Source organism: Streptomyces sp. NPDC055013, from assembly GCF_053608645.1.
On sequence record NZ_JBSGVW010000027.1, the window covers coordinates 31,542 to 52,324 of the forward strand.

Annotated in this window: 20 protein-coding genes and 1 pseudogene; 9 read left to right on the plus strand and 12 right to left on the minus strand. The window is 72.3% G+C overall.

Annotation, left to right across the window (positions count from 1 at the left end):
* The first annotated feature begins 44 nt into the window (after positions 1-44).
* Both mptB and ACWGDB_RS28475 read left to right on the plus strand, forming a co-directional pair.
* A complete protein-coding gene (gene mptB / locus ACWGDB_RS28470; RefSeq protein WP_453825037.1) occupies positions 45-1,439 on the plus strand; it encodes a polyprenol phosphomannose-dependent alpha 1,6 mannosyltransferase MptB in 1,395 nt (464 codons plus the stop codon).
* Positions 1,436-2,788 carry a glycosyltransferase 87 family protein gene (locus tag ACWGDB_RS28475; protein WP_453825038.1) on the plus strand — a complete coding sequence of 451 codons (1,353 nt, stop codon included), beginning with the start codon at positions 1,436-1,438 and terminating at the stop codon, positions 2,786-2,788. Before mptB ends, ACWGDB_RS28475 begins: the two co-directional genes overlap by 4 nt.
* Before the next feature lie 80 nt (positions 2,789-2,868).
* On the opposite strand, the pseudogene ACWGDB_RS28480 reads toward ACWGDB_RS28475, so the two are convergent.
* The 3 genes and pseudogenes from ACWGDB_RS28480 to ACWGDB_RS28490 form a co-directional block, all read right to left on the minus strand.
* Positions 2,869-3,705: pseudogene (locus tag ACWGDB_RS28480) on the minus strand (D-alanyl-D-alanine carboxypeptidase family protein); the annotation flags it as partial.
* Positions 3,706-3,801: 96 nt separating this feature from the next.
* Positions 3,802-4,932, minus strand: a complete 1,131-nt coding sequence (gene rho, locus ACWGDB_RS28485; protein ID WP_453825039.1) for a transcription termination factor Rho — start codon at positions 4,930-4,932, stop codon at positions 3,802-3,804.
* A 243-nt stretch (positions 4,933-5,175) separates the two neighbouring features.
* Positions 5,176-6,003 carry a class I SAM-dependent methyltransferase gene (locus ACWGDB_RS28490; protein WP_453825040.1) on the minus strand — a complete coding sequence of 276 codons (828 nt, stop codon included), beginning with the start codon at positions 6,001-6,003 and terminating at the stop codon, positions 5,176-5,178.
* Positions 6,004-6,132: 129 nt separating this feature from the next.
* Here ACWGDB_RS28490 and ACWGDB_RS28495 point away from each other — a divergent pair, with 129 nt between their 5' ends.
* Genes ACWGDB_RS28495 through ACWGDB_RS28505 form a run of 3 tightly spaced genes read left to right on the plus strand, consistent with a single transcriptional unit; the run spans position 6,133 to position 8,443 of the window.
* Positions 6,133-6,846, plus strand: coding sequence for a YciI family protein (locus ACWGDB_RS28495; RefSeq protein ID WP_453825041.1), 714 nt, complete (start codon positions 6,133-6,135; stop codon positions 6,844-6,846).
* Positions 6,843-7,184, plus strand: a complete 342-nt coding sequence (locus ACWGDB_RS28500) for a YciI family protein (RefSeq protein ID WP_453825042.1) — start codon at positions 6,843-6,845, stop codon at positions 7,182-7,184. The genes ACWGDB_RS28495 and ACWGDB_RS28500 overlap by 4 nt, the downstream gene beginning before the upstream one ends.
* Positions 7,181-8,443 carry an RNA polymerase sigma factor gene (locus ACWGDB_RS28505; protein WP_453825043.1) on the plus strand — a complete coding sequence of 421 codons (1,263 nt, stop codon included), beginning with the start codon at positions 7,181-7,183 and terminating at the stop codon, positions 8,441-8,443. The genes ACWGDB_RS28500 and ACWGDB_RS28505 overlap by 4 nt, the downstream gene beginning before the upstream one ends.
* Before the next feature lie 12 nt (positions 8,444-8,455).
* Here ACWGDB_RS28505 and ACWGDB_RS28510 read toward each other — a convergent pair whose 3' ends face one another.
* Positions 8,456-8,851: a nuclear transport factor 2 family protein gene (locus tag ACWGDB_RS28510; protein WP_453825044.1), complete on the minus strand. Its 396-nt coding sequence runs from the start codon at positions 8,849-8,851 to the stop codon at positions 8,456-8,458.
* A 70-nt stretch (positions 8,852-8,921) separates the two neighbouring features.
* Here ACWGDB_RS28510 and ACWGDB_RS28515 point away from each other — a divergent pair, with 70 nt between their 5' ends.
* Both ACWGDB_RS28515 and ACWGDB_RS28520 read left to right on the plus strand, forming a co-directional pair.
* Entirely contained in the window at positions 8,922-9,479 is a 558-nt protein-coding gene (locus ACWGDB_RS28515) for a PadR family transcriptional regulator (protein WP_453825045.1), read from the plus strand.
* A 5-nt stretch (positions 9,480-9,484) separates the two neighbouring features.
* A complete protein-coding gene (locus ACWGDB_RS28520; RefSeq protein ID WP_453825046.1) occupies positions 9,485-10,246 on the plus strand; it encodes a class I SAM-dependent methyltransferase in 762 nt (253 codons plus the stop codon).
* On the opposite strand, the gene ACWGDB_RS28525 is transcribed toward ACWGDB_RS28520, so the two are convergent.
* The 4 genes from ACWGDB_RS28525 to ACWGDB_RS28540 all read right to left on the minus strand — a co-directional run bounded on the left by ACWGDB_RS28525 (position 10,216) and on the right by ACWGDB_RS28540 (position 13,784).
* On the minus strand, positions 10,216-10,974 hold the full coding sequence (locus ACWGDB_RS28525; RefSeq protein WP_453825047.1) for a GntR family transcriptional regulator: 759 nt from the start codon (positions 10,972-10,974) through the stop codon (positions 10,216-10,218). The genes ACWGDB_RS28520 and ACWGDB_RS28525 overlap by 31 nt on opposite strands.
* A 130-nt stretch (positions 10,975-11,104) precedes the next feature.
* Complete coding sequence (locus ACWGDB_RS28530; RefSeq protein WP_453825048.1) at positions 11,105-12,271, minus strand: serine hydrolase domain-containing protein; 1,167 nt, start codon at positions 12,269-12,271, stop codon at positions 11,105-11,107.
* A 129-nt stretch (positions 12,272-12,400) separates the two neighbouring features.
* The gene (locus ACWGDB_RS28535) at positions 12,401-12,805 is read right to left on the minus strand and encodes a nuclear transport factor 2 family protein (RefSeq protein ID WP_453825049.1); all 405 of its coding nucleotides are present in this window, start codon (positions 12,803-12,805) and stop codon (positions 12,401-12,403) included.
* Between the two features lie 10 nt (positions 12,806-12,815).
* The gene (locus ACWGDB_RS28540; RefSeq protein WP_453825050.1) at positions 12,816-13,784 is read right to left on the minus strand and encodes an acetylxylan esterase; all 969 of its coding nucleotides are present in this window, start codon (positions 13,782-13,784) and stop codon (positions 12,816-12,818) included.
* A gap of 102 nt (positions 13,785-13,886) precedes the next feature.
* On the opposite strand from ACWGDB_RS28540, the gene ACWGDB_RS28545 reads away from it, so the two are divergent.
* Positions 13,887-15,266 (plus strand): 8-oxoguanine deaminase, encoded by a 1,380-nt coding sequence (locus ACWGDB_RS28545; RefSeq protein WP_453825051.1) that lies wholly within the window; start codon positions 13,887-13,889, stop codon positions 15,264-15,266.
* 61 nt (positions 15,267-15,327) lie between these two features.
* Here ACWGDB_RS28545 and ACWGDB_RS28550 read toward each other — a convergent pair whose 3' ends face one another.
* The 3 genes from ACWGDB_RS28550 to ACWGDB_RS28560 form a co-directional block, all read right to left on the minus strand.
* On the minus strand, positions 15,328-15,912 hold the full coding sequence (locus ACWGDB_RS28550; RefSeq protein WP_453825052.1) for an Rv1733c family protein: 585 nt from the start codon (positions 15,910-15,912) through the stop codon (positions 15,328-15,330).
* Positions 15,913-15,987: 75 nt separating this feature from the next.
* Positions 15,988-16,707 carry a ferredoxin reductase gene (locus tag ACWGDB_RS28555; RefSeq protein ID WP_453825118.1) on the minus strand — a complete coding sequence of 240 codons (720 nt, stop codon included), beginning with the start codon at positions 16,705-16,707 and terminating at the stop codon, positions 15,988-15,990.
* 73 nt (positions 16,708-16,780) lie between these two features.
* A complete protein-coding gene (locus ACWGDB_RS28560; protein WP_453825053.1) occupies positions 16,781-17,386 on the minus strand; it encodes a sulfite oxidase-like oxidoreductase in 606 nt (201 codons plus the stop codon).
* Between the two features lie 305 nt (positions 17,387-17,691).
* Between ACWGDB_RS28560 and ACWGDB_RS28565 the strand changes: the two genes are divergently transcribed.
* Positions 17,692-18,555, plus strand: a complete 864-nt coding sequence (locus ACWGDB_RS28565; protein WP_453825054.1) for a putative protein N(5)-glutamine methyltransferase — start codon at positions 17,692-17,694, stop codon at positions 18,553-18,555.
* Between the two features lie 71 nt (positions 18,556-18,626).
* Here the strand turns inward: ACWGDB_RS28565 and ACWGDB_RS28570 are convergent, their stop codons facing one another.
* Positions 18,627-20,708, minus strand: a complete 2,082-nt coding sequence (locus tag ACWGDB_RS28570; protein ID WP_453825055.1) for a SpoIIE family protein phosphatase — start codon at positions 20,706-20,708, stop codon at positions 18,627-18,629.
* Positions 20,709-20,783: the final 75 nt, after the last annotated feature.

A 20,783-nucleotide genomic window follows, 5' to 3' on the forward strand; every position in this document is an offset into this window, starting at 1 on the left:
AACTTAAAGCCACCCCGCGTTGACACCCTGACCGAGTGTTGGCCATGGCTTTCCCCATCGATCTCCGCCGCTGCCAGATCCTCGGTCTGGCCGGCACCGCCTTCCTCGCCCTGGGCGGTGAGTCGGCCGGGGCACTGCCGGTCCGGGACATCCTGGCCCCGAGCTCGGCGCACGCGGCGCTGGGCCTGGTCGGCGTGTACTTCGGCGTCGTCCTGCTGATAGCGGCGTGGCTGATGCTCGGGCGCCTCGTGCGCAGCGCCGATCCGCCGACGCCACGCGCCCTGCTGCTGGTGCTGGCGGTGTGGGCCACCCCGCTGCTGATCGCGCCGCCGCTGTTCAGCCGGGACGTGTACAGCTACCTGGCCCAAGGGGCCATGGTCGACGCGCACATCGACGTGTACGCGTACGGCCCCTCCCAACTCGGCGGTCCGCTCGCGGACGAGGTCGCCCCGCTGTGGCGGCACACCGGCGCCCCGTACGGCCCGGTGTTCCTCGGCGTCGCCTCCGCCCTGTCCACCGTGACCCGCGGCGAACTCCCCGCCGGGCTCCTCGGCATGCGCCTGATAGCCCTCCTCGGGGTGGCGCTGATGGCGGCCGCGCTGCCGCGGCTGGCCCGGCACAGCGGAGCCGACCCGTCCGCGGCGCTGTGGCTGGGGGCCCTGAACCCGCTCGTGCTGCTGCACCTGGTGGCGGGCGCCCACAACGACGCCATCATGCTCGGCCTGCTCGGCGCCGGTCTGGTCGCCGCGCTCGGCCGGTGGCCGGTCCTGGGCGCCGTGCTCGTCACGCTCGCCGCCCTCGTCAAGGCGCCCGCGGTGCTGGGCCTCGCCGCGGTCGTACTGCTCCAGGTGCGGGCCGGGCACCACCCGGTGAAGGCCGTGTTCACCACGGCGGCCGCGGTCGCCGCCACCACGGTCGCGGCGACGGCCGTGGCGGGCACCGGATACGGCTGGATAGGCGCCCTGGACACGCCGGTCTCCTCGCAGAACTGGGCGCTCACCAGCCTGCTCGGCCGTGCCACCGCCTCGCTCCTGGAGCAGGCCGGCAGCGACCTGGCGCCGCTGGCCGTCCCCGTCTGGCACACCTTCGGCATCGTGCTCACGGCGGTCCTGGTGCTCCTCATATGGTGGCGCTGGCGACCGCGCCCCGTGTACGCGCTCGGTCTCAGCCTGGCTGCCGTGGCCGCCTTCGGACCGGCGATCCGCCCCTGGTACGCCCTGTGGGGCCTGTTCCTCATCGCCGCCGCCGCGCCCAGCACTTCGGTACGGCACCGGGTGGCGGCCCTGACGGGAGTGCTCGCGCTCGCCGTCCTGCCCAGCGGCGGCGCCGCGGACGCCGGCCAGCTGGTGCTGGCGGTCTCCGGGGGTGCGCTCGCCGTGGTCGTTCTGTGGCAGGCGCATCTCGCTGCGCAGGCCCCGGCTCTGGAGCGCACCGCATGAGGCTTCCGCGTACCGACCGGGGCCGGCTCTTGCTGGTCCTCGTGCTCGCCGCCGCGGTGACCGTCTTCACCGCCACCGTGCCACTGCTGCGTGACTGGTTCGACCTGCGCGTCTACTACGGCACCGTGGACAGCTGGATCCACCACGGCGGCCGTCTCTACGACTACCGGGTGCCCGGCACGACGTACGGCTTCACCTACCCGCCGTTCGCCGCCGTCGTCATGCTGCCCATGGCGCTGGTCGGTCTGCACGTCGCGATCGCGGTGGCGCTGCTGCTCAACCTGGCGGCACTGGCCTTCTCGCTGCGGGTGCTGGCGGGACGGTCCTGGCGGCGCCACGGCTGGTACGGCTGTGCCCTCGTCGCGTGCGGGCTGGCCCTGTTCGAACCGCTGAGGGACACCTTCAGCTTCGGCCAGGTGAACATCCTGCTGCTGGCCTTGGTGCTCCTCGACTGCTGGTTGCTCGCTACGGGCCGGGAGCGCTGGGCGGGCCTGGGCATCGGGCTCGCGGCCGCGATCAAGCTGACGCCGGCCGCGTTCATCGGCCTGCTGCTGGTGGCCCGGCGCCAGCGAGCCGCCGCGGTGGCCACGGCCGTCGCCGCCGCGGCCACGGCGCTGGCGGCCTGGGTGGCCCCCGACGCCTCCCGCTTCTACTGGACGCACGCGATGTGGGACACCACGCGCGTGGGCCGCCTCGACTACGTCTCCAACCAGTCGCTGCAGGGCATCCTGGCCCGGCTGGACGTGCCGAGCCGCGAGGTCTGGGCGGTCGTGGTGCTGGTGGTCCTGGGCGTCTGGGTGGCGCGCACCCGCCGCGCGGTCGTGGCGGGGGACTGGACGGCGGCGTTCGCCCTGACCGGGCTGACCGCCTGTCTGGTCAGCCCGATCACCTGGGTCCACCACCTGGTGTGGCTGCTGCCGTCCTTCGCCGTCCTCGTCCGCGCCGGGCACCTGCGGATCGCGGGCGCCCTGTACGCCGTGCTGTGCACCAGCGTGGTGTGGCTGTGGTTCGACGACGCTTCCGGCGTCGACGGCTTCCTCGGCAGCAACACCTACGCCTGGATCACGCTCGGCCTGCTGCTGTGGCTGCCCGTCGGTCAACTCGGCGTCGACCGCTCGACCCTGCCCCGGGTCACCAGCGACACGGCACCGGCGCCCATGCCGGCGGCGCCGGCGATCGCGAAGGCCTCGGCCCAGCCCGGCTCGTCCTCCGGTGCCACCGCGGCGACCACGGGCACCGCGGCGGGCCCCGGCCTCGGCCTGACCCGCAACGCGTCCAGCGAGCCCACCGGTTCGACCCGGCCGACCGCCCCGAACCCCCAGTCGAGCAGTTCGCCGGCCTCCTCGTAGACGGCGAACCCGCCCGCCCGGGGGTTCATCACGGTGACGACCAGGGTGCGCTCGCCCCGGCGGGCGGCGGCGATGAGCGTGTTGCCCGCCTGGCTGGTGTAGCCGTTCTTGATGCCGATCACGCCCGGGTAGCGGTCCACGCCGTCCGCGCCGGTCAACAGGCGGTTGGTGTTCTGGATCCCGTACGCCCAGCCGCCCCGGCCCGGGAACCGCGACTGCGCGGTGCCGCAGTACCGCGCGAACTCGGCGTTGCGCAGCCCGGCCCGGCCGAACACCGCCAGGTCGTACGCCGACGACACCTGGCCGGGCGAGTCGTAGCCGTCCGGCGACACCACGTGCGTGTCGAGGGCGCCCAGGGAGCGGGCCTTGGCCTCCATGCGCTCGGCAGTGAAGCGCCAGCCGCCGTTGAGGGAGGCCAGCACGCGCACGGCGTCGTTGCCGGAGCTGAGGAACACCCCGCGCCACAGATCGGCGACCTGGTACGTACGTCCCTCGGCGACCCCGACCAGGCTGCTGCCGGGCCCGATCCCGGCGAGCTCCTCCTCGCGCACCGTGTGCCGGATGACGCCGGGCAGGGTGGGCAGCACGGTGAGGGCGAACAGCGACTTGAGCGTGCTGGCGGGCGGCAGCTTCCGGTGCGCTTCGTACGCGGCGAGCACCTCGCCGGTGTCGGCGTCGGCCACCAGCCACGACCGCGCGGTGACACTCGGAACGTGGGGTGCCCCGTCGTGCGGCCGCACCTGTGTGCCGGACCCGTACAGCTGGGTGGGAGGTGGTGTTGCCGCCTGGTGCCTGCCCGGGGTGTCGGGGTCGCGCCCGGGGCGGGCGACGGCGGCGGCGGGCGCGAGCGCCAGCAGGCCGGTCGCGCACAGTGCGCAGGTGGAGACCAGGGCCCGGGAAGTAAATCCGATCTTCATACCGTCAACGTAGGAACGGTCGCGCCTGACACCGCGCTGCCCGGGCCGGTCGGGGCGCGTCGGCACCCGGACGGGCGATCCCGGCGTGCGGATCTGTCAGTCGCCGGGAAGTGTCGGCTGGATCCGCCGCAGGAAAGTGGCGTTGTCGGGCGTCTCACGCATGCGCTCCAGGAGGGTTTCCAGGGTGGACTGGCCGTCCCGGGTCTGCAGGGCCCGGCGCAGTCCGCGCACCGCGGTCAACTCGGCCGGGGGCAGAAGCAGTTCCTCGCGACGGGTGCCGGAGGGGTTGATGTCGACGGCGGGGAAGACGCGGCGGGAGGCGAGCTCCCGGCTCAGGCGCAGCTCCATGTTGCCGGTGCTCTTGAGCTCCTCGAAGTAGAAGTCGTCGGCCCGCGAGCCTGTCTCCACGAGGGCCGTGGCGAGGATGGTGAGCGAACCGCCCTCCTCGGCGAGGCGCGCGGCGCCGAAGAACCGCTTCGGGCCCTGCAGCGCGGCCGCGTCGACGCCGCCGCTCAGGGTGCGGCCACCGGACCCGGCCGCGTTGTTGTGCGCCCGGCACAGCCGGGTCAGGGAGTCGAGCAGGATGACGACGTCCTCGCCCGCCTCGACGAGCCGCTTGGCGCGTTCGATGACGAGCTCGGCCAGGGCGATGTGCTGCTTGGGCGCCCGGTCGAAGGTCGAGGCGTAGACCTCGCCCCGCACCGAGCGCCGCATGTCGGTGACCTCCTCGGGGCGTTCGTCGAGGAGCACCACCATCAGCCGGCACTCCGGGTGGTTGCCCGCGACGGCGGCCGCGATCTGCTGGAGCAGCACGGTCTTGCCGGTCTTGGGCGGGGCGACGATCAGGCCCCGCTGGCCCTTGCCGACCGGCGCGATCAGGTCGTTGACCCGCCCGGTCAGGCCGGACGCCGGGTGTTCGAGGCGGATCCGCTCACGCGGGTGCAGCGGCGTCAGGTCGCCGAAGCTGCGGCGGTTCGTGGCGGGGGTGCGGCCATTGACGTGGGCGACTTCGGTGAGGGTGCGCCGGTCGCCGCGTACGCCGTCGACGAGGTCGCCCTTGCGCAGGCCGTGGCGGCGGCTGAGCGCGGGGGAGACCTGAAGGTCGGCGGGCGAGGGCAGCAGGTTGGCGGCGCGCAGGTGCCCCTTGCCGCTCGCGTCGATGTCGAGGACACCGGTGACGGCCGTGGCCTGCTGCCGGACCGGGGGGTGTTCGAGTGTGGTGGTCATGGTGGTGTGTCCTTTCACGGACGGAAGGCATGGGACATGCGGAGGGAAGGGGTGCGCCGCGGACATCGGCAAGGCGGACAGAGCGCCTTCGGGCGGCGGGAGACAACACCTCGGACACGGCGGAACCGCTGGTCACGAGATGGTGATGAGAAGCCGGTACGCCTACCGGCGAACTGAGAGAGAACTGGCACCGGCGCCACAACCGGGCGTACACAGGTGCTGACGCGACCGTAGCACGAACGTTCAGCGCGTGGCGAGCAATCCGTACAGCAGAGGGACACGGGGCTCGGGGAGACGCCACCAGCCGGAGGCCGTGCGTTCCATCTGCGGCCAGCGCTGCCAGGGCAGCTCGTCACTCTCGCGCAGCTGCCGGATGGTCAGTCCTGCTTGGCTCAACGCGTCTACGACCTCTCCTATTCCGTGCATCCACTCGTAGCTGTCCGTGGCGCCTTCCACGGCGGGCCCGTCGGTGTAGGTGCGGGTCGCGTCCCGGTGCACGGCACCGTCGCCGCCCAGGTAGTCATGGCGCAGAAGCAGCTCGGGCCCCTCGCCCGGACCGGGCTTGGGGCCGAGGGAGTTGAGCAGCGGGTGGAACTCGACGATGTACAACCACCCGCCCGGACGAAGGAGTTGGGCCACGATCCCGGCCCAGCGATCGAGGTCGGGCAGGTAGCACAGTGCGCCCTTGCCCGTGTACACCACGTCGAACTGGCGTTGCCCCAGGGCTTCCACGGCGTCGTACACATTGGCCTGCACGTACGTGACGTCCAGCCCGGCCTTCTGGGCGATGCCGCCCGCGGCGGCCACGGACGCCGCGGAGAAGTCCAGGCCGACGGCCCGCGCCCCGCGCTTCGCGAAGGCGATCGTCTCGGTGCCGAGATGGCACTGCAGATGGAGCACATCGCGGCCGGTCAGTTCACCGAGGTCGTCCCACTCGAAGGAGGCGAACCAGCGCGCGGGATCGAGATCCCGGTCCAGGCCGTAGAAGCGGCTGGCGAGGTGGACGGGGGTGCGGGCGTCCCAGTTCGCCTGGTTGGCCGACATCATCCGCGCGTGCTCGTCGGAGGTCATGAGGACATCCAATCGCGAACGGACCGTGCGCGGGGGCAGAAATTCCGGGTGTGGGCCGCCCGGGTGTCGATTCGGTCCGGTCCCGTTCGTCGGTGGGGTGTAGGAAGCTCATGAGGACCGGGAGGATCCATGAAGTACATGCTGCTCGTCTGCGGTGACGACACCGCCGACGCCTCGGGCATGACCCCCGTCGAGCCCTGGGTCGAAGACCTCGGCGACCGCCGGGTACGCCTGCACGGCCACCGGCTGGCGCTTCCCGACCGGGCGGTCACCGTGCGGGTACGCGGCGGGGAGGTGCTGCGCAGCGACGGGCCCTTCGCGGAGACGAAGGAGTACGTCGCCGGGTTCGACATCCTGGAGTGCGACAGCCTGGAGGAGGCGATCGAGGCGGCCGCGCGGCATCCTGTGGCCGTCGTCGGGGCCATGGAGGTGCGGCCCCTCTGGGAGGACGAGGACGCCGAGACGCAGATCCGCGCGCTCGACGCCGAACTGACCGCGGCCGCGCGGGAGCGGGACGTCGAGCGCAAGGCGGCCTGCTACGCCCCGGACGTGACGGCGTTCGTCGACGGCCGGGAACTTCAGGGGGCCGACGCCCTGCTCAAGTCGCTGGAGGCGCGGTTCACCGGCCTCACCGGTCCCGTCACCCGCGAGGTGCTGGACTTCCGCGTCCACGTCGACGAGAGCATCGCCTTCGGCCACGCCCTCGTCCGCCTGCGTGCCACCCGTACGGACGGTGCGCCACTCGACGACCTGATGCGCGTCACCACCGGCTACCGCGACGTCGGTCTGCGCCGGCTGATCGCGCACGAGCACGTCTCTCTCGACCCCGAGGAGCGGTCATGAAGTACGTCCTGTTCATCTGCACACCGGTCGGCGGCGAGGAACTCAGCCCCGAGGAGATCGCCGAGGACCCCCGTTTCACCTCGTACATCGACGAGGTCCGCAGCCGTGACGTCGTCAAGGGCGGTGCCCGCCTGCGGCCGCACACCGACGCCACGACCGTCCGCGTCCAGGGTGACGAAGTGCTGCTCAGCGACGGGCCCTTCGTGGAGTCCAAGGAGTACGTCGGCGGCATCGACATCATCGAGGTCGCCGACCTGGACGAAGCCATCTCGCTGGCGTCCCGGCATCCGGCGGCCCTCGGCGGCGGCTCGATCGAAGTGCGGCCGGTCTGGGAGTGAGCGCCACGAACGGCGTCGCGGAAGCCGTTGCCGCCGCCTTCCGCGAGGAATGGGGCCAGGTCGTCGCCACCCTGATCCGGGTGACCGGCGACTGGGACCTCGCCGAGGAGTGCGCCCAGGACGCCTTCGCCCAGGCCCTCGACCGGTGGCGGCGCGACGGAGTGCCGCGCCGCCCCGGCGCCTGGCTGACCACGACCGCCCGCAACCGCGCCCTGGACGTACTGCGCCGGGAGGCGGTGGGGGCGGCGAAACTACGGGAGGTGGCGGTGCCGGCCCGCGACGAACCGCCGTACGGACCCGAGAACGACAGCGGTGACGGCAGCGGCGTGCAGGACGACCGGCTGCGGCTGATCTTCACCTGTTGCCACCCCGCGCTGCCCATCGAGGCCCGGGTCGCGCTGACGCTTCGCACGCTCGCGGGGCTGACCACACCGGAGATCGCGCGCGCCTTCCTCGTCCCCGAGGCGACCATGGCGCAGCGCCTGGTGCGGGCCAAGCGGAAGATCCGCAACGCCGGAATCCCGTACCGGATCCCGCCCGCGCACCTCTTGCCCGAGCGCGCGACGGGAGTGCTCGGTGTGATCTACCTGCTGTTCAACGAGGGCTACGCGGCCACCGCCGGTGCCGATCTCGTGCGTACGAACCTCTGCGCCGAAGCGATCCGCCTGGCTCGCGTCCTCGCCCGCCTGATGCCCGACGAGCCCGAGGTGCTCGGCCTGCTCGCGCTCCTGCTGCTGCACGACGCCCGCCGCCACACCCGCGTGGACGCCGCGGGCGACCTGGTGACCCTGGAGGACCAGGACCGTACGGCCTGGGACCGCGCCGAGGCCGACGAGGGCGCCGACCTGCTGGAGACCGCGCTGCGGCGCGGCCGCCCCGGGCCGTACCAGATCCAGGCCGCCATCGCCGCCTGCCACACCACCGCGCCCAGCGCCGAGGACACCGACTGGGCCGACATCGCCGCCCTGTACGGCGAGTTGGCGCGCCGGGTGCCCTCCGCCGTGGTCCGCCTGAACCGTGCGGTGGCCGTCGGCATGGCCGAGGGCACGGACGCCGGCCTCGCCCTGGTCGCGGAGCTGGAGGAGCAGGGCGACCTGGCCGGGTACCACCTGCTGCCGGCCACCCGCGCCGATCTGCTGCGCCGCAGCGGCCGTACGAACGAGGCGGCGCAGGCGTACCTCAGCGCGCTGGAGCTGGTCGAGAACGACGCGGAACGCAGGTTCCTCGAAAGGCGGCTCGCGGAGTGTCGATCCGGGTGAGGGCCGCGGCTGTCACGCCGACTGCGCCGCCTCCTTCGCGATCCGGTCGAACTGCGCGCCCATCTCCGCGGCCAGCGCCTGCAGGCCCGACAGCGGACGGATCATGACCATGAAGTCGTCGATCAGCCCGTCCTCGTCGACGTGGAGGAAGTCGCAGCCGGTGATCTCCCGGTCGCCCACGCGCGCGGTGAAGACCAGCGCGTGATCGCGGCCGCCGGGGTCGTTGATCTCGCGCACATAGCGGAAGTCCTCGAAGACCCGCACGACAGCGCGCAGAATCGCCGCCGTGATCGCCTTGCCGGCGTACGGCTTGAACACGGCCGGGCTGGTGAAGACGACATCCTCCGCCAACAGGGCCTCGACGGCTTCGGTGTCGCCTGCTTCCACCGCCTCGCGGAACGCGCGCATCGGATCACCTCATAGTCAAATAGTTGAGTAGGTGCCGATGAGAATAATCACCTGCTGTTACCGTGTCCACATGTCCCTCAAGTACGCCGTCCTCGCCGCCCTCCTGGAGGGCGAGGCCTCGGGTTACGAGCTGTCGAAGGTCTTCGACGTCTCGTTCGCCAACTTCTGGCCCGCGACGCCGCAGCAGCTCTACCGGGAGTTGGAGCGGCTCGCGCAGGACGGCCTCGTCGAGGCCCGGTTCGTGCAGCAGGAACGACGGCCGAACAAGCGGATGTTCACGCTCACCGAGGCCGGACGCGAGGACCTGCGGACCTTCGCCGCCGAGCCGCCCCGGCGGCCCACCGCCATCCGCGACGAACTCCTGATCAAACTCCAGGCCATGGAGGACCCCGAGGCCACCCGCGCACTGATCGAGGAGCGCATGACGTGGTCGCGCGGCAAGCTCGACCGCTACGAACGCGTCCGCGACCGCCTCCTCGACGGCCGCACCGAGGACGAGTACCTGCGTGAGTCCGACCGCATCGGGCCGTATCTGACGCTGCTGGCCGGAATCTCCTTCGAGCAGGAGATTCTGCGCTGGTGCGAGCGCGTGCTCACCGTGCTGCGGCACCGAGTGGCCACGGGGTGACGCGGATGTTCAGCCCCGAAGGGCCCTCCCTGCGCGAACTCGCCGTCCAGGCCCTGTCGTCCGTCGAGCGCGGATACGACCTGCTCGCCCCGAAGTTCGACCACACGCCGTTCCGTACGCCGGACTCCGTGCTCCGTGCGGTCGCGTCGGCGCTCGGCCGAACGGGCTCGTACGACGACGGCCTCGACCTGTGCTGCGGTACGGGCGCGGGTGTCGACGTGCTGGCCGAGGTGTGCCGGCGCAGCGTCACCGGCGTCGACTTCAGTGCCGGCATGCTCGACGTCGCCCGGCGGCGGGTGCGGGTCGGGGAGCAGCGCGTCGGCTGGGTGCGTGCCGACGCCCGCGCCCTGCCGTTCGCCCCGGCCTTCGACCTCGTGGTGAGCTTCGGGGCGTTCGGGCACTTCCTTCCCCGTGAGCTGCCGGGCCTGTTCGCCCAGGTCCACTCCGTCCTGCGGCCCGGCGGGTGCTTCGCCTTCCCGGTCGTGGCCCCGCCCCGCCCCGCGTCCCTCGGCTACTGGATGCTGCTGGGCTTCGACACGGTGATGCGGGTGCGCAACGCCGTGTGGCGGCCGCAGTTCGTCATGTACTACAGGGCCTTCCGGCTCGCGGAGGTACGCGACGAACTGGCTCGCGCCGGCTTCGAGGTGGAGTCGCAGGTTCTGTCCGAGTTCGGACGGCGACGGGACGGGAGCCCCCGCGTGCGGATGGTGGTGGCGCGGCGCCCGGACCAGGCTGGTCAGACCGCCGCGGGCAGTGTGAACTCGTAGACCAGAGCGTCCTGTTGGGCGTCCATCACTAGGTCCGTGATCTCCAGGGGGCGGGCGTACTGGTCGTGCACGCGCCGGGTGACCCGCACCGAGGGTGCGCCCGGGAGCCGGGTGATGGTGTCCCGGTGGTGGAGGGTGAGGCCCGCCTTGCGCATCCAGTCGTAGGTGCGGTGCAGTTGGGCGGACCCGGTGCTGTCGGCGTGGTCGCCGTCGGCGCGGTCGCGGCAGCGGGCGAGCTCCGCCACCTCGGCGAGGGCCACAGCCGAGAACGACGTCACTGCCGTACGCCGGCCACCACCGTCGGCGCCCGCGGACTCGTACCGGTGCACCAGGGTCGGCCGGTGCGTGGCCAGCCCCAGGGCCGCGGCGTGCTCCGGCGGGGGAGTCTCCCAGGCGACCGTCGCGCGGTCCACGGCGCCCGGTCCGGCCGTCCGGGCGCCGACCGGGAAGGTGAGCGTCGACGGGGTCTCGACCGGCGGACCGGACAGGGTGGCATGGCTTCCTCGGCGGTCGGTGGCGACCAGGCCCCGGTGGCGCAGCACCTCCAGCGCCTGCCGTACGGTCTCCCGGCTGACCCCGTAGTGCAGCGCCAACTGCCGTTCCGACGGAAGCCGTTCACCGGGCGGGACGGTTCCGTCGCTCAGTTCGTCGAGCAACTGGGTGGCGATTCTCCAGTACAGCGGCTGCGTTTCGGTGAGGGGGCGGTCGTGCGGGGTGGTGCGGGCCATGCCGCGCCTCCTGTTGGTGACGTGTTGTAGCCGTGCGGGTTCGTTGCGCCACCAGATCTAAGCATTGGTCTAAACCACGGCGGAAGGGTGGTCTGTCACTTCGGCCGAAACGGTCCGCGCGGACAGGCCGTCACAAGACTCCGTACAGGGCGTCGATCAGCGCCATCTTCCGCGGGTCGTCGGCGATATGAGGCCCCATCCGGTTCATCACATAGCCCAGCGACACCCCGGCCTCCGGGTCGGCCAGACCGCAGGAGCCGCCGAAGCCGTCATGTCCGAAAGCCCGCGGGTTGGGCCCGTACGACCCGTTGTCCCCGCTCAGCCACAGGCCGAGCGCGACCTCCGTCTCGCTCTCGAACCCGGCCCCGAGCACCAGATCGCGGCAGGCGCCCTGTCCCTCACGCACCCGCTCGGCCGCCTCGGGGGACAGGACGCGATGGCCGTCGTACGACCCGCGTCCCGCGAAGATGCCGTACAGCGCGGCGATCGCCCGAGCCGTGCCGTGCCCGTTCGCGGCGGGGACCTCGGCAGCCCGCCACTCGGCCGAGTTGGCCTGAGCCGCCCCCACGGCGGGGTTGGCCAGCGCGGCGATGGCGGCGGGCGCCAACTGGCTGAAGATCGCCGCCTGTTCACTGTCCGACGCGACCGGCGCATGCACCAGCTCGGCCGCCCGTCCGCCCTCCTTCTCCGGCAGCCCGATCACGAAGTCGATGCCGAGCGGCCCGGTCACCTCCCGCTCCAGGAAGGCTCCGGGCAGCAGCCCCGAGACCCGCCGCACGACCTCCCCGACCAGGAACCCGTACGTCAGGGCGTGATATCCGGACTGTGTCCCCGGCTCCCACCACGGCTCCATCGCCGCGAGCCGCTGGGTCGTCAACTCCCAGTCGCAGAGCTGCTGAAGCGAGTGCGGATCCCGCAGCCCGGCCAGTCCGGCGCGATGCGACAGAAGATGCCGTACGAGGATCTGCTCCTTGCCCGCGGCGGCGAACTCCGGCCAGTACGTGGCCACCGGCGCGTCCAGGTCGAGCAGACCCCGGTCGGCGAGGATGTGCGCGCACAGTGCCGTAGGTCCCTTGGTCGTCGACCACACGTTGACCAGCGTGTCGCGCTCCCACGGGCGACTGTGAGCCGCGTCGGCCCACCCGCCCCACAGGTCCACGACGGTCTCGCCGCCTACCCTGACCGCGACCGCGGCGCCCAGCTCCCCGCGCTCGCGGAAGTTCGCCTCGAACGCCGTCCGCACCGCCGCGAACCGCGGATCGCAGTGCCCGTGCAGCTGTGCCTCGTGCTCCGCCATGGCCCACCCCTAGTCGTCCGCTGACGTCCGCCGGAAACCCGGACCGCGACCGCGCGTGACCGGGCTCCCTGAACGTACCGACTGGTCGGACTGGGCGGAAGGTGTCGGACACACGCCGACGCGCCGCACTCACCCGAAGAACAGCTCACCTTCCGGCTCCCGGTGACCCTCGACCGTGTGCCAGTAGTCGCGGGTCTCGACGGCGAGCCCGGCGGCGTCGAACCGCACGAAGACACAGCCGGCCAGCGTGGCCGGCGCGCCGTCCTCCTCGGCGAGGACCCGGAACTCGGCCACGGCCACCCCGTCCTCGCCGACCACCGGCGCGGAGAAACGCACGTCGGTCACCTGCTCACCGGCGAACGACCAGCGCAGATACTCGGCCAGCGCCGCCCGCCCGCGGTGTGGCTCGCGGAACGGCATCGAGCGGTGGACGCACCCCTCGGCATACAGCTCCAGCAGGGCGTCCACATCGTGTTCCGTCCAAGCCCGCTGCCAGACCCGGACGAACCGCTCCGCGGCCTCACGCGTCTCCATGCCGGACCTCTCAGGCGTGCGAGCGCAGCCAGTCGAGCTTGGCCGCCTCGTGGAACGGGCCGCCGCCCTCGTGGTCGTTGAAGTCGTAGACCTCGATGGCCTTCTCGTCGTGGGCCCAGGCGTTGAAGGCCGCGAAGACGGTGGACGGCGGGCAGGTCTGGTCCTCCAGGGCCGCCGAGAACAGGGCGGGGGCCCGGCCGCGGGCCGCGAAGTGGACGCCGTCGAAGTACGACAGGGTGCGCAGGACGTCCTCGGTGCGGCCCCGGTGCGTCTTGAGGTAGAGGGCGATCTCGCGGTAGGGGTGGCGGTCCGTCAGGGTGGCCGCGCGCGGGTAGTCACACAGGAACGGCACGTCCGGCGCGATCGCCGTCAGGTCCGGGACCAGGCCGCCGACCGCGATCGTGATGCCGCCGCCCTGACTCGCGCCCAGCGCGACCGTGCGCGAGGCGTCGGTCAGCGGGTGGGAACGGGCCGCCTCCACGGCACGGACCGCGTCCGTGAACACCCGGCGGTAGTAGTAGTTCTCGGGAGCGTCGACGCCTCGCGTCATGAACCCGGGGTACGCGGGCGCCGCACCCACCGGGTCCGGCGTGCCACCACCGGCGCCCCACGCGCTGCCCTGGCCACGCGTGTCCATCATGAAGTGCGCGCGGCCCGAGGAGGCCCACAGCAGGTTCTCGTGCGGCAGGCCGCGCCCGCCGCCGTACCCGAGGAACTCCACCACCAGCGGCACCGGCTCGGTCGCCCCGGCGGGCAGCCGCAGCCAGCCCTTCACCGTGTGACCGCCGAACCCGGCGAACGTCACGTCGTACACCTGCACCGTGGCCAGCCCCGTGTCGACCGGCTCGAAGCGGGCGTCCAGATCGTGTTCGCGCGCTTCCCCAAGGGTCTTGGACCAGAACGAGTCGAAGTCCTCGGGTTCGACGGACTTGCTGCGGTACTCGCGCAGTTCGTCGAGCGGAAGGTCGAACAGGGCCATGAAGGACCGCCTTTGCCAAGAGTGACTGCGGATGATCACACCGTACGTGGATGATCGGACGACTCGCCAGACTTTGCCGTGCCGTGTGCCTACGATGGCGCCATGACGTCTGCCGTCGAACCCCCGGTGCAGGCCGCGGAACTGCTGGTCAAGGACGCCGAACTGCTCATCGTGGACGGTGACCGGGAGATCCCGGGCGGCTGGCTGGCCGTCACCGGTGGTCGGGTCACCGGCGTCGGTACCGCCGGGAGCGAACCCGAGGCCCGCACGACCGTCTCGGCGGCCGGACGCCTCGTCACCCCGGGCCTGGTCAACACCCACCATCACATCTACCAGAACCTCACCCGCTCCTACGCGCCCGCGGTGAACGGCTCCCTGTTCGACTGGCTGACCGCCCTCTACCCCCTCTGGGCGGACCTCGACGAGGAGGCCGCGTACGTGTCGGCGTACGTCGGCATGGCCGAACTGCTGATGGGCGGCTGCACCACGTCCGCCGACCACCTCTACGTCCATCCCCGCCCGCGCCTGGTCGACGCCGAGATTCGCGCCGCACGCGACATCGGCTTCCGCTTCCACGCCACGCGTGGCTCGATGACCCGCTCCGTCGACGACGGAGGCCTGCCACCGAGGAGCGTCACCCAGACCGAGGACGAGGTGCTGGCCGACAGCGAGCGCCTGATCACGACACACCACGACCCCGGACCGGGCGCGCTGGTGCGGGTCGCGCTCGCGCCCTGCTCACCGTTCTCGGTGACCAAGTCGCTGATGACGGCGACCGCCGAACTCGCCGAGCGCCACGACGTACGGCTGCACACGCACCTCGCCGAGGACCACGACGAGGACACGTACTGCCTCGAGACCTACGGTTGCCGTCCCGTCGAGTACTTCGAGCAGACGGGGTGGATGAGCGACCGCAGCTGGGTCGCGCACTGCATCTACCCGACCGGCGACGAGCTGCGCCGGCTCGCGGCCGCGGGTGTCGGCGTGGCGCACTGCCCCAGCTCCAACATGCTCATCGGCGGCGGCACCGCGCGCGTGAAGGAGATGCGCGAGCTGGGCCTGCCCGTCGGCATCGGCTGCGACGGCTCCGCCTCCACGGACCACGCCTCCCTCTGGATGGAGACCCGGGCGGCACTGCTGCTGGGCCGCTACCGCGGCGGACCCGGCGCGATGACCGCCCGCGACGCCCTCGACATCGCGACCCGCGGCTCGGCGCGCTGCCTCGGCCGGGACGACGAGCTGGGCCACCTGCGGCCCGGGGCCTGCGCCGACCTCGTCGTCTGGGACCTGCACGAGGTCGCCCTCGCCGGCGCACTGACCGACCCCGTGGAGGCCTGGCTGCGCTGCGGACCGGCCCGGGCCTGGACCACGGTGGTCGGCGGCCGGATCCTGGTGGACCGGGGCGAGCCCCGGTTGACCGGGCTGGCGGACGCGTTGCGCGGGCATGAGCGGATCGCACGGCGGATGCAGCGGCGTGCCTAGACAGCAGTCCGCAGATGGCAGGTGGCCCACCGTAGAAGGCCTCGCCAGGCACGCGCCACGCTCACGCCCGCCGGTCCGACCAGTCCGGCTCCGTCTGGGCCCACTCCTGCTCCCACTCGGCCAGCCGCCGCCGCATCGCGCTGTGGCGTACGACGGCATGGCCGAGCAGAATCACCGCGACCGCGCCGCCCGCGGCGCAGACGCCGATGGTGACGGTGTGCTGCCAGACGGCCGTGCCGCTCGCAGGCGGGGCCGTGCTCCGGCCGCGGGAGTCCAGCCACACGTCGACCGTGTCGCCGACCCGCGCGCCCGCCGGGACGCGCGCCGTGGCCGTACGCTGACCGCCTTCCGGCTCGGTCCAGCGCACCGTCGTTCTGGCTGACGGCTGCCGACCGCCCTGGGCCATGGGAAGCGCGTCGGAGGACTTGCCGAGGACCTCGGCCCTGACGTGCCGGCGATCGGCCCGCTGCTCCCGGGCCACGCCCCGGGCGCCGTCATGGGCCCACCATGCCGCGACCACCCCGACCAGCGGCGCGACCACGAGCAGCAAGACGGCCACCGTGAGTACCGTCCACGCCTCGACGACATCCGACCGGCGCCGCAGTGGACTGCGCCGCCGGCGCCGGCCGAGCACCCGATATCGCATGGCGTCCAGGTACCCCGTACGCCGGACATGGTTCCTGACGATCCCGGACGAAATGCGTCCCGTGCGGGGCGCATTTCAGCCGAAGCGTTCGATCCGGATGCGGTCCACGGGCTGACCTGCCGCCACGAGCAGACGTGAGGCGTGCTCGGCGAATCCGTTGGAGCCGCACACATAGGCCTCCCACCCACCGGGAGGCTGCTCGGCCAGGAGTGGCGCCACATGGGCGGCCGCCATACGTCCCACGGGCACACCCTCCGGCGCACTTCGCGTGAACACAGGCGTCGTCTCCGGGCCGTACTCCCGCGCGTAGATCAGCTCCTCGGGGCTGCGCGCCGACACCAGCAGGCGCAGCGGCACGTCCAGGCCCCGCGCCCGGTGGTGCCGCACCATCGACATCAGCGGTACGACGCCGGACCCGGCGCCGATCAGCAGCGCGGGCCGGTCGCCGGGCCAGGCGAAGAAGCCGCTGACCGGGCCGCGCACCTCGACCGTGTCACCGGGCCCGGCCACGGTGTGGAACCAGCTGGAGACCTCACCGTCCTCGACATGGTCCACGGTGAGCTCGATGTGGCCCGAGCCGTCCGGCGCGGACGCGATCGAGTAGTGGCGCTGGGCCACATAACCGTCCTGTGCCGTCAGGCGCAGCAACAGGTGCTGGCCGGGCAGATGGCCCACCCAGGCAGGCACCGCGAGACGGAACGTGGCGGCGTGCGGAGTCTCCCGGCGCACCTCGGTGATGGTGGCGGTCTGCCACATCGCGGCGGCCTGGTCGCCGACGGCGATCCGTCCGGGCACGGCGAAACGGGTCGGGGGAGCGAACACCAGGGTTGCCCCGGCTGCCCCGATTGCTTCAGTCACGTCCATCGCCTCAGTCACCCGAGTACCGCTGCTCTTCCCACGGGTTGCCGCGGGCGTGGTAGCCGTTCTGCTCCCAGAAGCCGGGCTCGTCGTGGTCGAGGATCCTCAGGCCCGCGATCCACTTGGCGCTCTTCCAGAAGTACAGGTGCGGCACCAGCAGCCGTGCGGGGCCACCATGCTCCGGGGCGAGTGGCTTCCCGTCGTACTCCCAGGCGATCCAGGCCCGTCCGCCGGTCAGGTCGGCGAGCGGGAGGTTGGTGGAGTACCCGGTGTGTGAATAGGCGACGGCATGTGTGGCGGACACATGGGGCCGGACCACAGCAAGGAAGGCGTCCAGCGAGACGCCCCCGAACCGCACGCCGAACTTCGACCAGCTCGTCACACAGTGGATGTCGCCCTCGTACCCGGACGCCGGCAGCTCGTGTGCCTGATCCCAGCTCCAGCTCCGTGGCTCCTCGACCAGACCGTCGATGCGGAAGGTCCACTCGGCGGGCGTCAGCTCGGGGGTGACCTCGGCGGACAGGACGGGCCAGTCGTCGCCCGCGTCGTACTGGCCGGGCGGCAGCGCGGCGTTCCGGACGCGGGGGCGGCCGGTGAAACCTCGGGTGACGTTCATACGGGTGGTGCCTCCAGGCCGCCGTCGGCGCGGCCCGCGGGTCGTGCGTGATCAGTGCTTGCTCATTCTTGCTCATTCAACCGTACGCGCTCCGGTGGCCCGCCTTCGCCGATGCACGGGAGCGTTCGTGATCGTTGGGGTAGGGTTGCCGTCCGGCCGGGACAGTCCCCGCCGCACGGAGTCCAGGAGGTGAGACCCATTACCGCTGTGTCAGGTCGGGTGCTCACACCTCGAATCGGCGCGGATCACCGCCGCTAGGGCGACCGCGAGAGCATCCTTCGGCTTCCGAAAGGCTCTCGGCTTCCATGCCTTCTCTCTCCTCACCGTCAGCCTCGTCCTCTCCGTCCCCCACGTCCGCCTTGCCTGCTGCTCCCTTGCCGCTCTCGGGCGACGCCGTCGCGACCGCACTGCGCGCCGCCGGCTGTGTCTTCGCCGAGGACGAGGCCCGGCTGATCCTGACCGCAGCCCGCACTCCGGACGAGCTGGCCGCCATGGTGGACCGTCGGGTCACCGGCCTGCCCCTCGAACTCGTCCTGGGCTGGGCCGAGTTCCGCGGGCTGCGCATCGCCGTGGAACCCGGCGTCTTCGTCCCCCGTCGCCGTACCGAATTCCTGGTCGAGCAGGCCCTCGCCCACGCCCGGGACGCGTCCCTCGTCGTGGACCTGTGCTGCGGCTCGGGCGCGGTCGGCGCGGCGCTGGCCGCGGCCCTCGGCCCCGTCGAGCTGCACGCCGCCGACATCGACCCGGCGGCGGTGTGCTGCGCCCGCCGCAATGTGGGCCCCTTCGGCGGCCGGGTGCACACCGGCGACCTGTTCGAGGCGCTGCCCGGCACCCTGCGCGGCCGGGTCGGGATACTCGCGGCGAACGTGCCGTACGTGCCCACCGGCGAAGTCGGACTCCTGCCCGCGGAGGCCCGCGACCACGAGCCGCACGTCGCCCTCGACGGCGGTCCGGACGGCCTCGACGTGCTGCGCCGGGTAGCCGCCGAGGCGCCCCGATGGCTGGCCCCCGGCGGCTGCCTGCTGATCGAGACGAGCGAACGCCAGGCGCCGGCAGCCCTGGAGGCCTTCACCCGCAGTGGACTGGCGTCGCGTCTGATCGTCTCGGAGGAGCTGTACGCGAATGTCGTGGTCGGCCTCAACCAGGCCGACCACGGGGCCGACCAATAGGCCGCCCACTGGGCCGGCCCGCGGATCCGGATCGGGTGTCCTTGCTCGCGCCCTCGGGAGCACCCCGTCGATCAACCCGGCGGCAGAACACGGGCGATGAGCAGCGCCACGTCGTCGGAGTTCTCGGGCTGGTGGAGGGTGCGCAGCAGGAGGTCGCAGACCTCCTCCAGTGGACGGTCGGGGCCGTCGAGGAGTTCCAGGAGGGCGGCCAGGCGTTCGTCGAGCGGGTGTTGGCGGGTCTCGACGAGGCCGTCAGTGTAGAGGACCAGGCGGTCGCCGGGTTCGAGGTCGACGGTCGTCGTGGAGAACGGGACTCCGCCGACACCCAGTGGTACGCCGGTGGGCAGTTCGAGGAACTGCGGGCTGTGGCCGGGGCGGAGGCGGGCCGGCGGCAGGTGTCCCGCGTTGGCGATCCGGCACTGGCGCTGCTGCGGGTCGTGGACGACGTAGACGCACGTGGCGATGGAGTGGTCGAGGCCCTCGGTGATCTTGTCGAGGTGTTGCAGGAGCCGGGCCGGTTCGAGGTCGAGGGAGGCGAGCGTGTGCGTCGCGGTACGCAGTCGGCCCATGGTCGTCGCGGCGTCGATGCCGCTGCCCATCACGTCGCCGACGACGAGCGCGGTGTTGCCGCCCTCCAGTGGAATCACGTCGAACCAGTCGCCGCCGACCTCGGCGCTGGCGCCCGCGGGCTGGTAGCGGGAGGCGACCTCCAGGCCGCCGGTCACCGGAGGATGGCTGGGCAGCAGACTGCGCTGCAGGGTGAGGGCGGTGTCGCGGGCGTTCTGGTACCAGCGGGCGTTGTCGATCTGCACGGCCGCGCGGGACGCCAACTCACGGGCCAGCAGCAGGTCGTCCTCGCTGAACGGCAGCGGATTGCGGGTGCGCTTGAGGTCGAGGGCGCCCAGCACCTCGCCGCGCGCGATCAGCGGCACCGCCAGATAGGAGTGCACGCCCGCGCGGCCCAGCTGGACGGCGGCCTCGGGGGAGCGCGCGATGCGTGGCAGGTCCTCCTCCTCGACCTGCGCCACCATGATCGGGCCGGCGGTGCGCACACACTGGGTGACCAGACGGTCGGGTCCGTAGCGGGCGACCTGGCCGGGCTGGTCGGCGGCGTCGAGGGCCACCGTGTCGTGCTCCGCCTTGACGGCCAGGGCGCGGATCACCGCCGATTCCGCGGGTCCGAGGCTGCTGCGTCTGCCCTCCACCACGGCTTCCAGCAGATCCACGGCCGCCACGTCGGCGAGCTCCGGCACGGCGACCTCGGCCAGCTCGTGGGCCGTGCGGTCCAGCTCCAGCGTGGTGCCGATGCGCGCGGAGGCATCGGCGATCAGGGCCAGACGCCGCCGGGCCGTCTCGGCCTCGACGGCCGCCTGGTGCTGCTCGGTGATGTCCACTGCCATGCCGGCCACGCCGAGCACCGTCCCGGCGGAGTCCTCCAGCCGGTACAGCGAGATCGACCAGAAGTGCTCCACGTCCGGGTCGGCCAGGGTCCGGCCCATGATGCGCTGGTTGATGAGCGCATCGCCGGTCCGCAGCACCTCGCGCAGGGCCGCTTCGATGGCCTCGGCGGCGTCGGGATCGGGCAGCAGCTCACGTGGTGTGCGGCCGAGGTGCTCGTCGGCCGGGATGCCGTTGAGCTGCGCCAGCGCCGGGTTGACCGAGACGTAGCGCAGCTCGGTGTCCATGACGGCCAGCCCGATCGGAGCCTGAGCGATCGTCCGGGTCGACAGTGCGACGTCCCGCTCCACCTGGCGGACCGTCGTCTGGTCGGCGCACAGACCCAGTGCGTAGACGTCCCCCTGGTCGTCGAGCAGCCGCATGTTGCGGAACTCCACCAGCCGCGTGCTGCCGTCCTTGCGCCGGATCGGGAACGCACCGGCCCAGCCCTCACCGGTCTCCATGACGTCGGCGAACAACTTGACGACCAGGTCCACGTACTGCTCGTGGACCATGATCCGGGCGGCGTACTCGCCCAGCGCCTCCTGCGCCGGATAGCCGAACAACTCCTCGGCCTGGGGGCTCCACAGCACGATGCGGCCCTCGATGTCCAGCACGACCGAGGCCACGCCGAGCACATCGAGCAATCCGCTCGGCCCTACCGGCCCGCGCACCGGCTCGTCGCCCCCGGCCACGGGACGTTCGGCTGCTGACATCCGCACCGCCTTCGCCCATCCTCCTTGCGGCACGCCATTCCCCCGTGCCGACTCCCCTTGTTCTACCGCGTTCAA

What these genes read in the sequence shown, in the direction of transcription:
- mptB (WP_453825037.1), top strand. Translation starts at nt 45, where the DNA reads ATGGCTTTCCCCATCGATCTCCGCCGCTGCCAGATCCTCGGTCTGGCC.
- ACWGDB_RS28475 (WP_453825038.1), top strand. Translation starts at nt 1,436, where the DNA reads ATGAGGCTTCCGCGTACCGACCGGGGCCGGCTCTTGCTGGTCCTCGTG.
- rho (WP_453825039.1), bottom strand. Translation starts at nt 4,932, where the DNA reads ATGACCACCACACTCGAACACCCCCCGGTCCGGCAGCAGGCCACGGCC.
- ACWGDB_RS28490 (WP_453825040.1), bottom strand. Translation starts at nt 6,003, where the DNA reads ATGACCTCCGACGAGCACGCGCGGATGATGTCGGCCAACCAGGCGAAC.
- ACWGDB_RS28495 (WP_453825041.1), top strand. Translation starts at nt 6,133, where the DNA reads ATGAAGTACATGCTGCTCGTCTGCGGTGACGACACCGCCGACGCCTCG.
- ACWGDB_RS28500 (WP_453825042.1), top strand. Translation starts at nt 6,843, where the DNA reads ATGAAGTACGTCCTGTTCATCTGCACACCGGTCGGCGGCGAGGAACTC.
- ACWGDB_RS28510 (WP_453825044.1), bottom strand. Translation starts at nt 8,851, where the DNA reads ATGCGCGCGTTCCGCGAGGCGGTGGAAGCAGGCGACACCGAAGCCGTC.
- ACWGDB_RS28515 (WP_453825045.1), top strand. Translation starts at nt 8,922, where the DNA reads ATGTCCCTCAAGTACGCCGTCCTCGCCGCCCTCCTGGAGGGCGAGGCC.
- ACWGDB_RS28520 (WP_453825046.1), top strand. Translation starts at nt 9,485, where the DNA reads ATGTTCAGCCCCGAAGGGCCCTCCCTGCGCGAACTCGCCGTCCAGGCC.
- ACWGDB_RS28525 (WP_453825047.1), bottom strand. Translation starts at nt 10,974, where the DNA reads ATGGCCCGCACCACCCCGCACGACCGCCCCCTCACCGAAACGCAGCCG.
- ACWGDB_RS28530 (WP_453825048.1), bottom strand. Translation starts at nt 12,271, where the DNA reads ATGGCGGAGCACGAGGCACAGCTGCACGGGCACTGCGATCCGCGGTTC.
- ACWGDB_RS28535 (WP_453825049.1), bottom strand. Translation starts at nt 12,805, where the DNA reads ATGGAGACGCGTGAGGCCGCGGAGCGGTTCGTCCGGGTCTGGCAGCGG.
- ACWGDB_RS28540 (WP_453825050.1), bottom strand. Translation starts at nt 13,784, where the DNA reads ATGGCCCTGTTCGACCTTCCGCTCGACGAACTGCGCGAGTACCGCAGC.
- ACWGDB_RS28545 (WP_453825051.1), top strand. Translation starts at nt 13,887, where the DNA reads ATGACGTCTGCCGTCGAACCCCCGGTGCAGGCCGCGGAACTGCTGGTC.
- ACWGDB_RS28550 (WP_453825052.1), bottom strand. Translation starts at nt 15,912, where the DNA reads ATGCGATATCGGGTGCTCGGCCGGCGCCGGCGGCGCAGTCCACTGCGG.
- ACWGDB_RS28560 (WP_453825053.1), bottom strand. Translation starts at nt 17,386, where the DNA reads ATGAACGTCACCCGAGGTTTCACCGGCCGCCCCCGCGTCCGGAACGCC.
- ACWGDB_RS28565 (WP_453825054.1), top strand. Translation starts at nt 17,692, where the DNA reads ATGCCTTCTCTCTCCTCACCGTCAGCCTCGTCCTCTCCGTCCCCCACG.
- ACWGDB_RS28570 (WP_453825055.1), bottom strand. Translation starts at nt 20,708, where the DNA reads ATGTCAGCAGCCGAACGTCCCGTGGCCGGGGGCGACGAGCCGGTGCGC.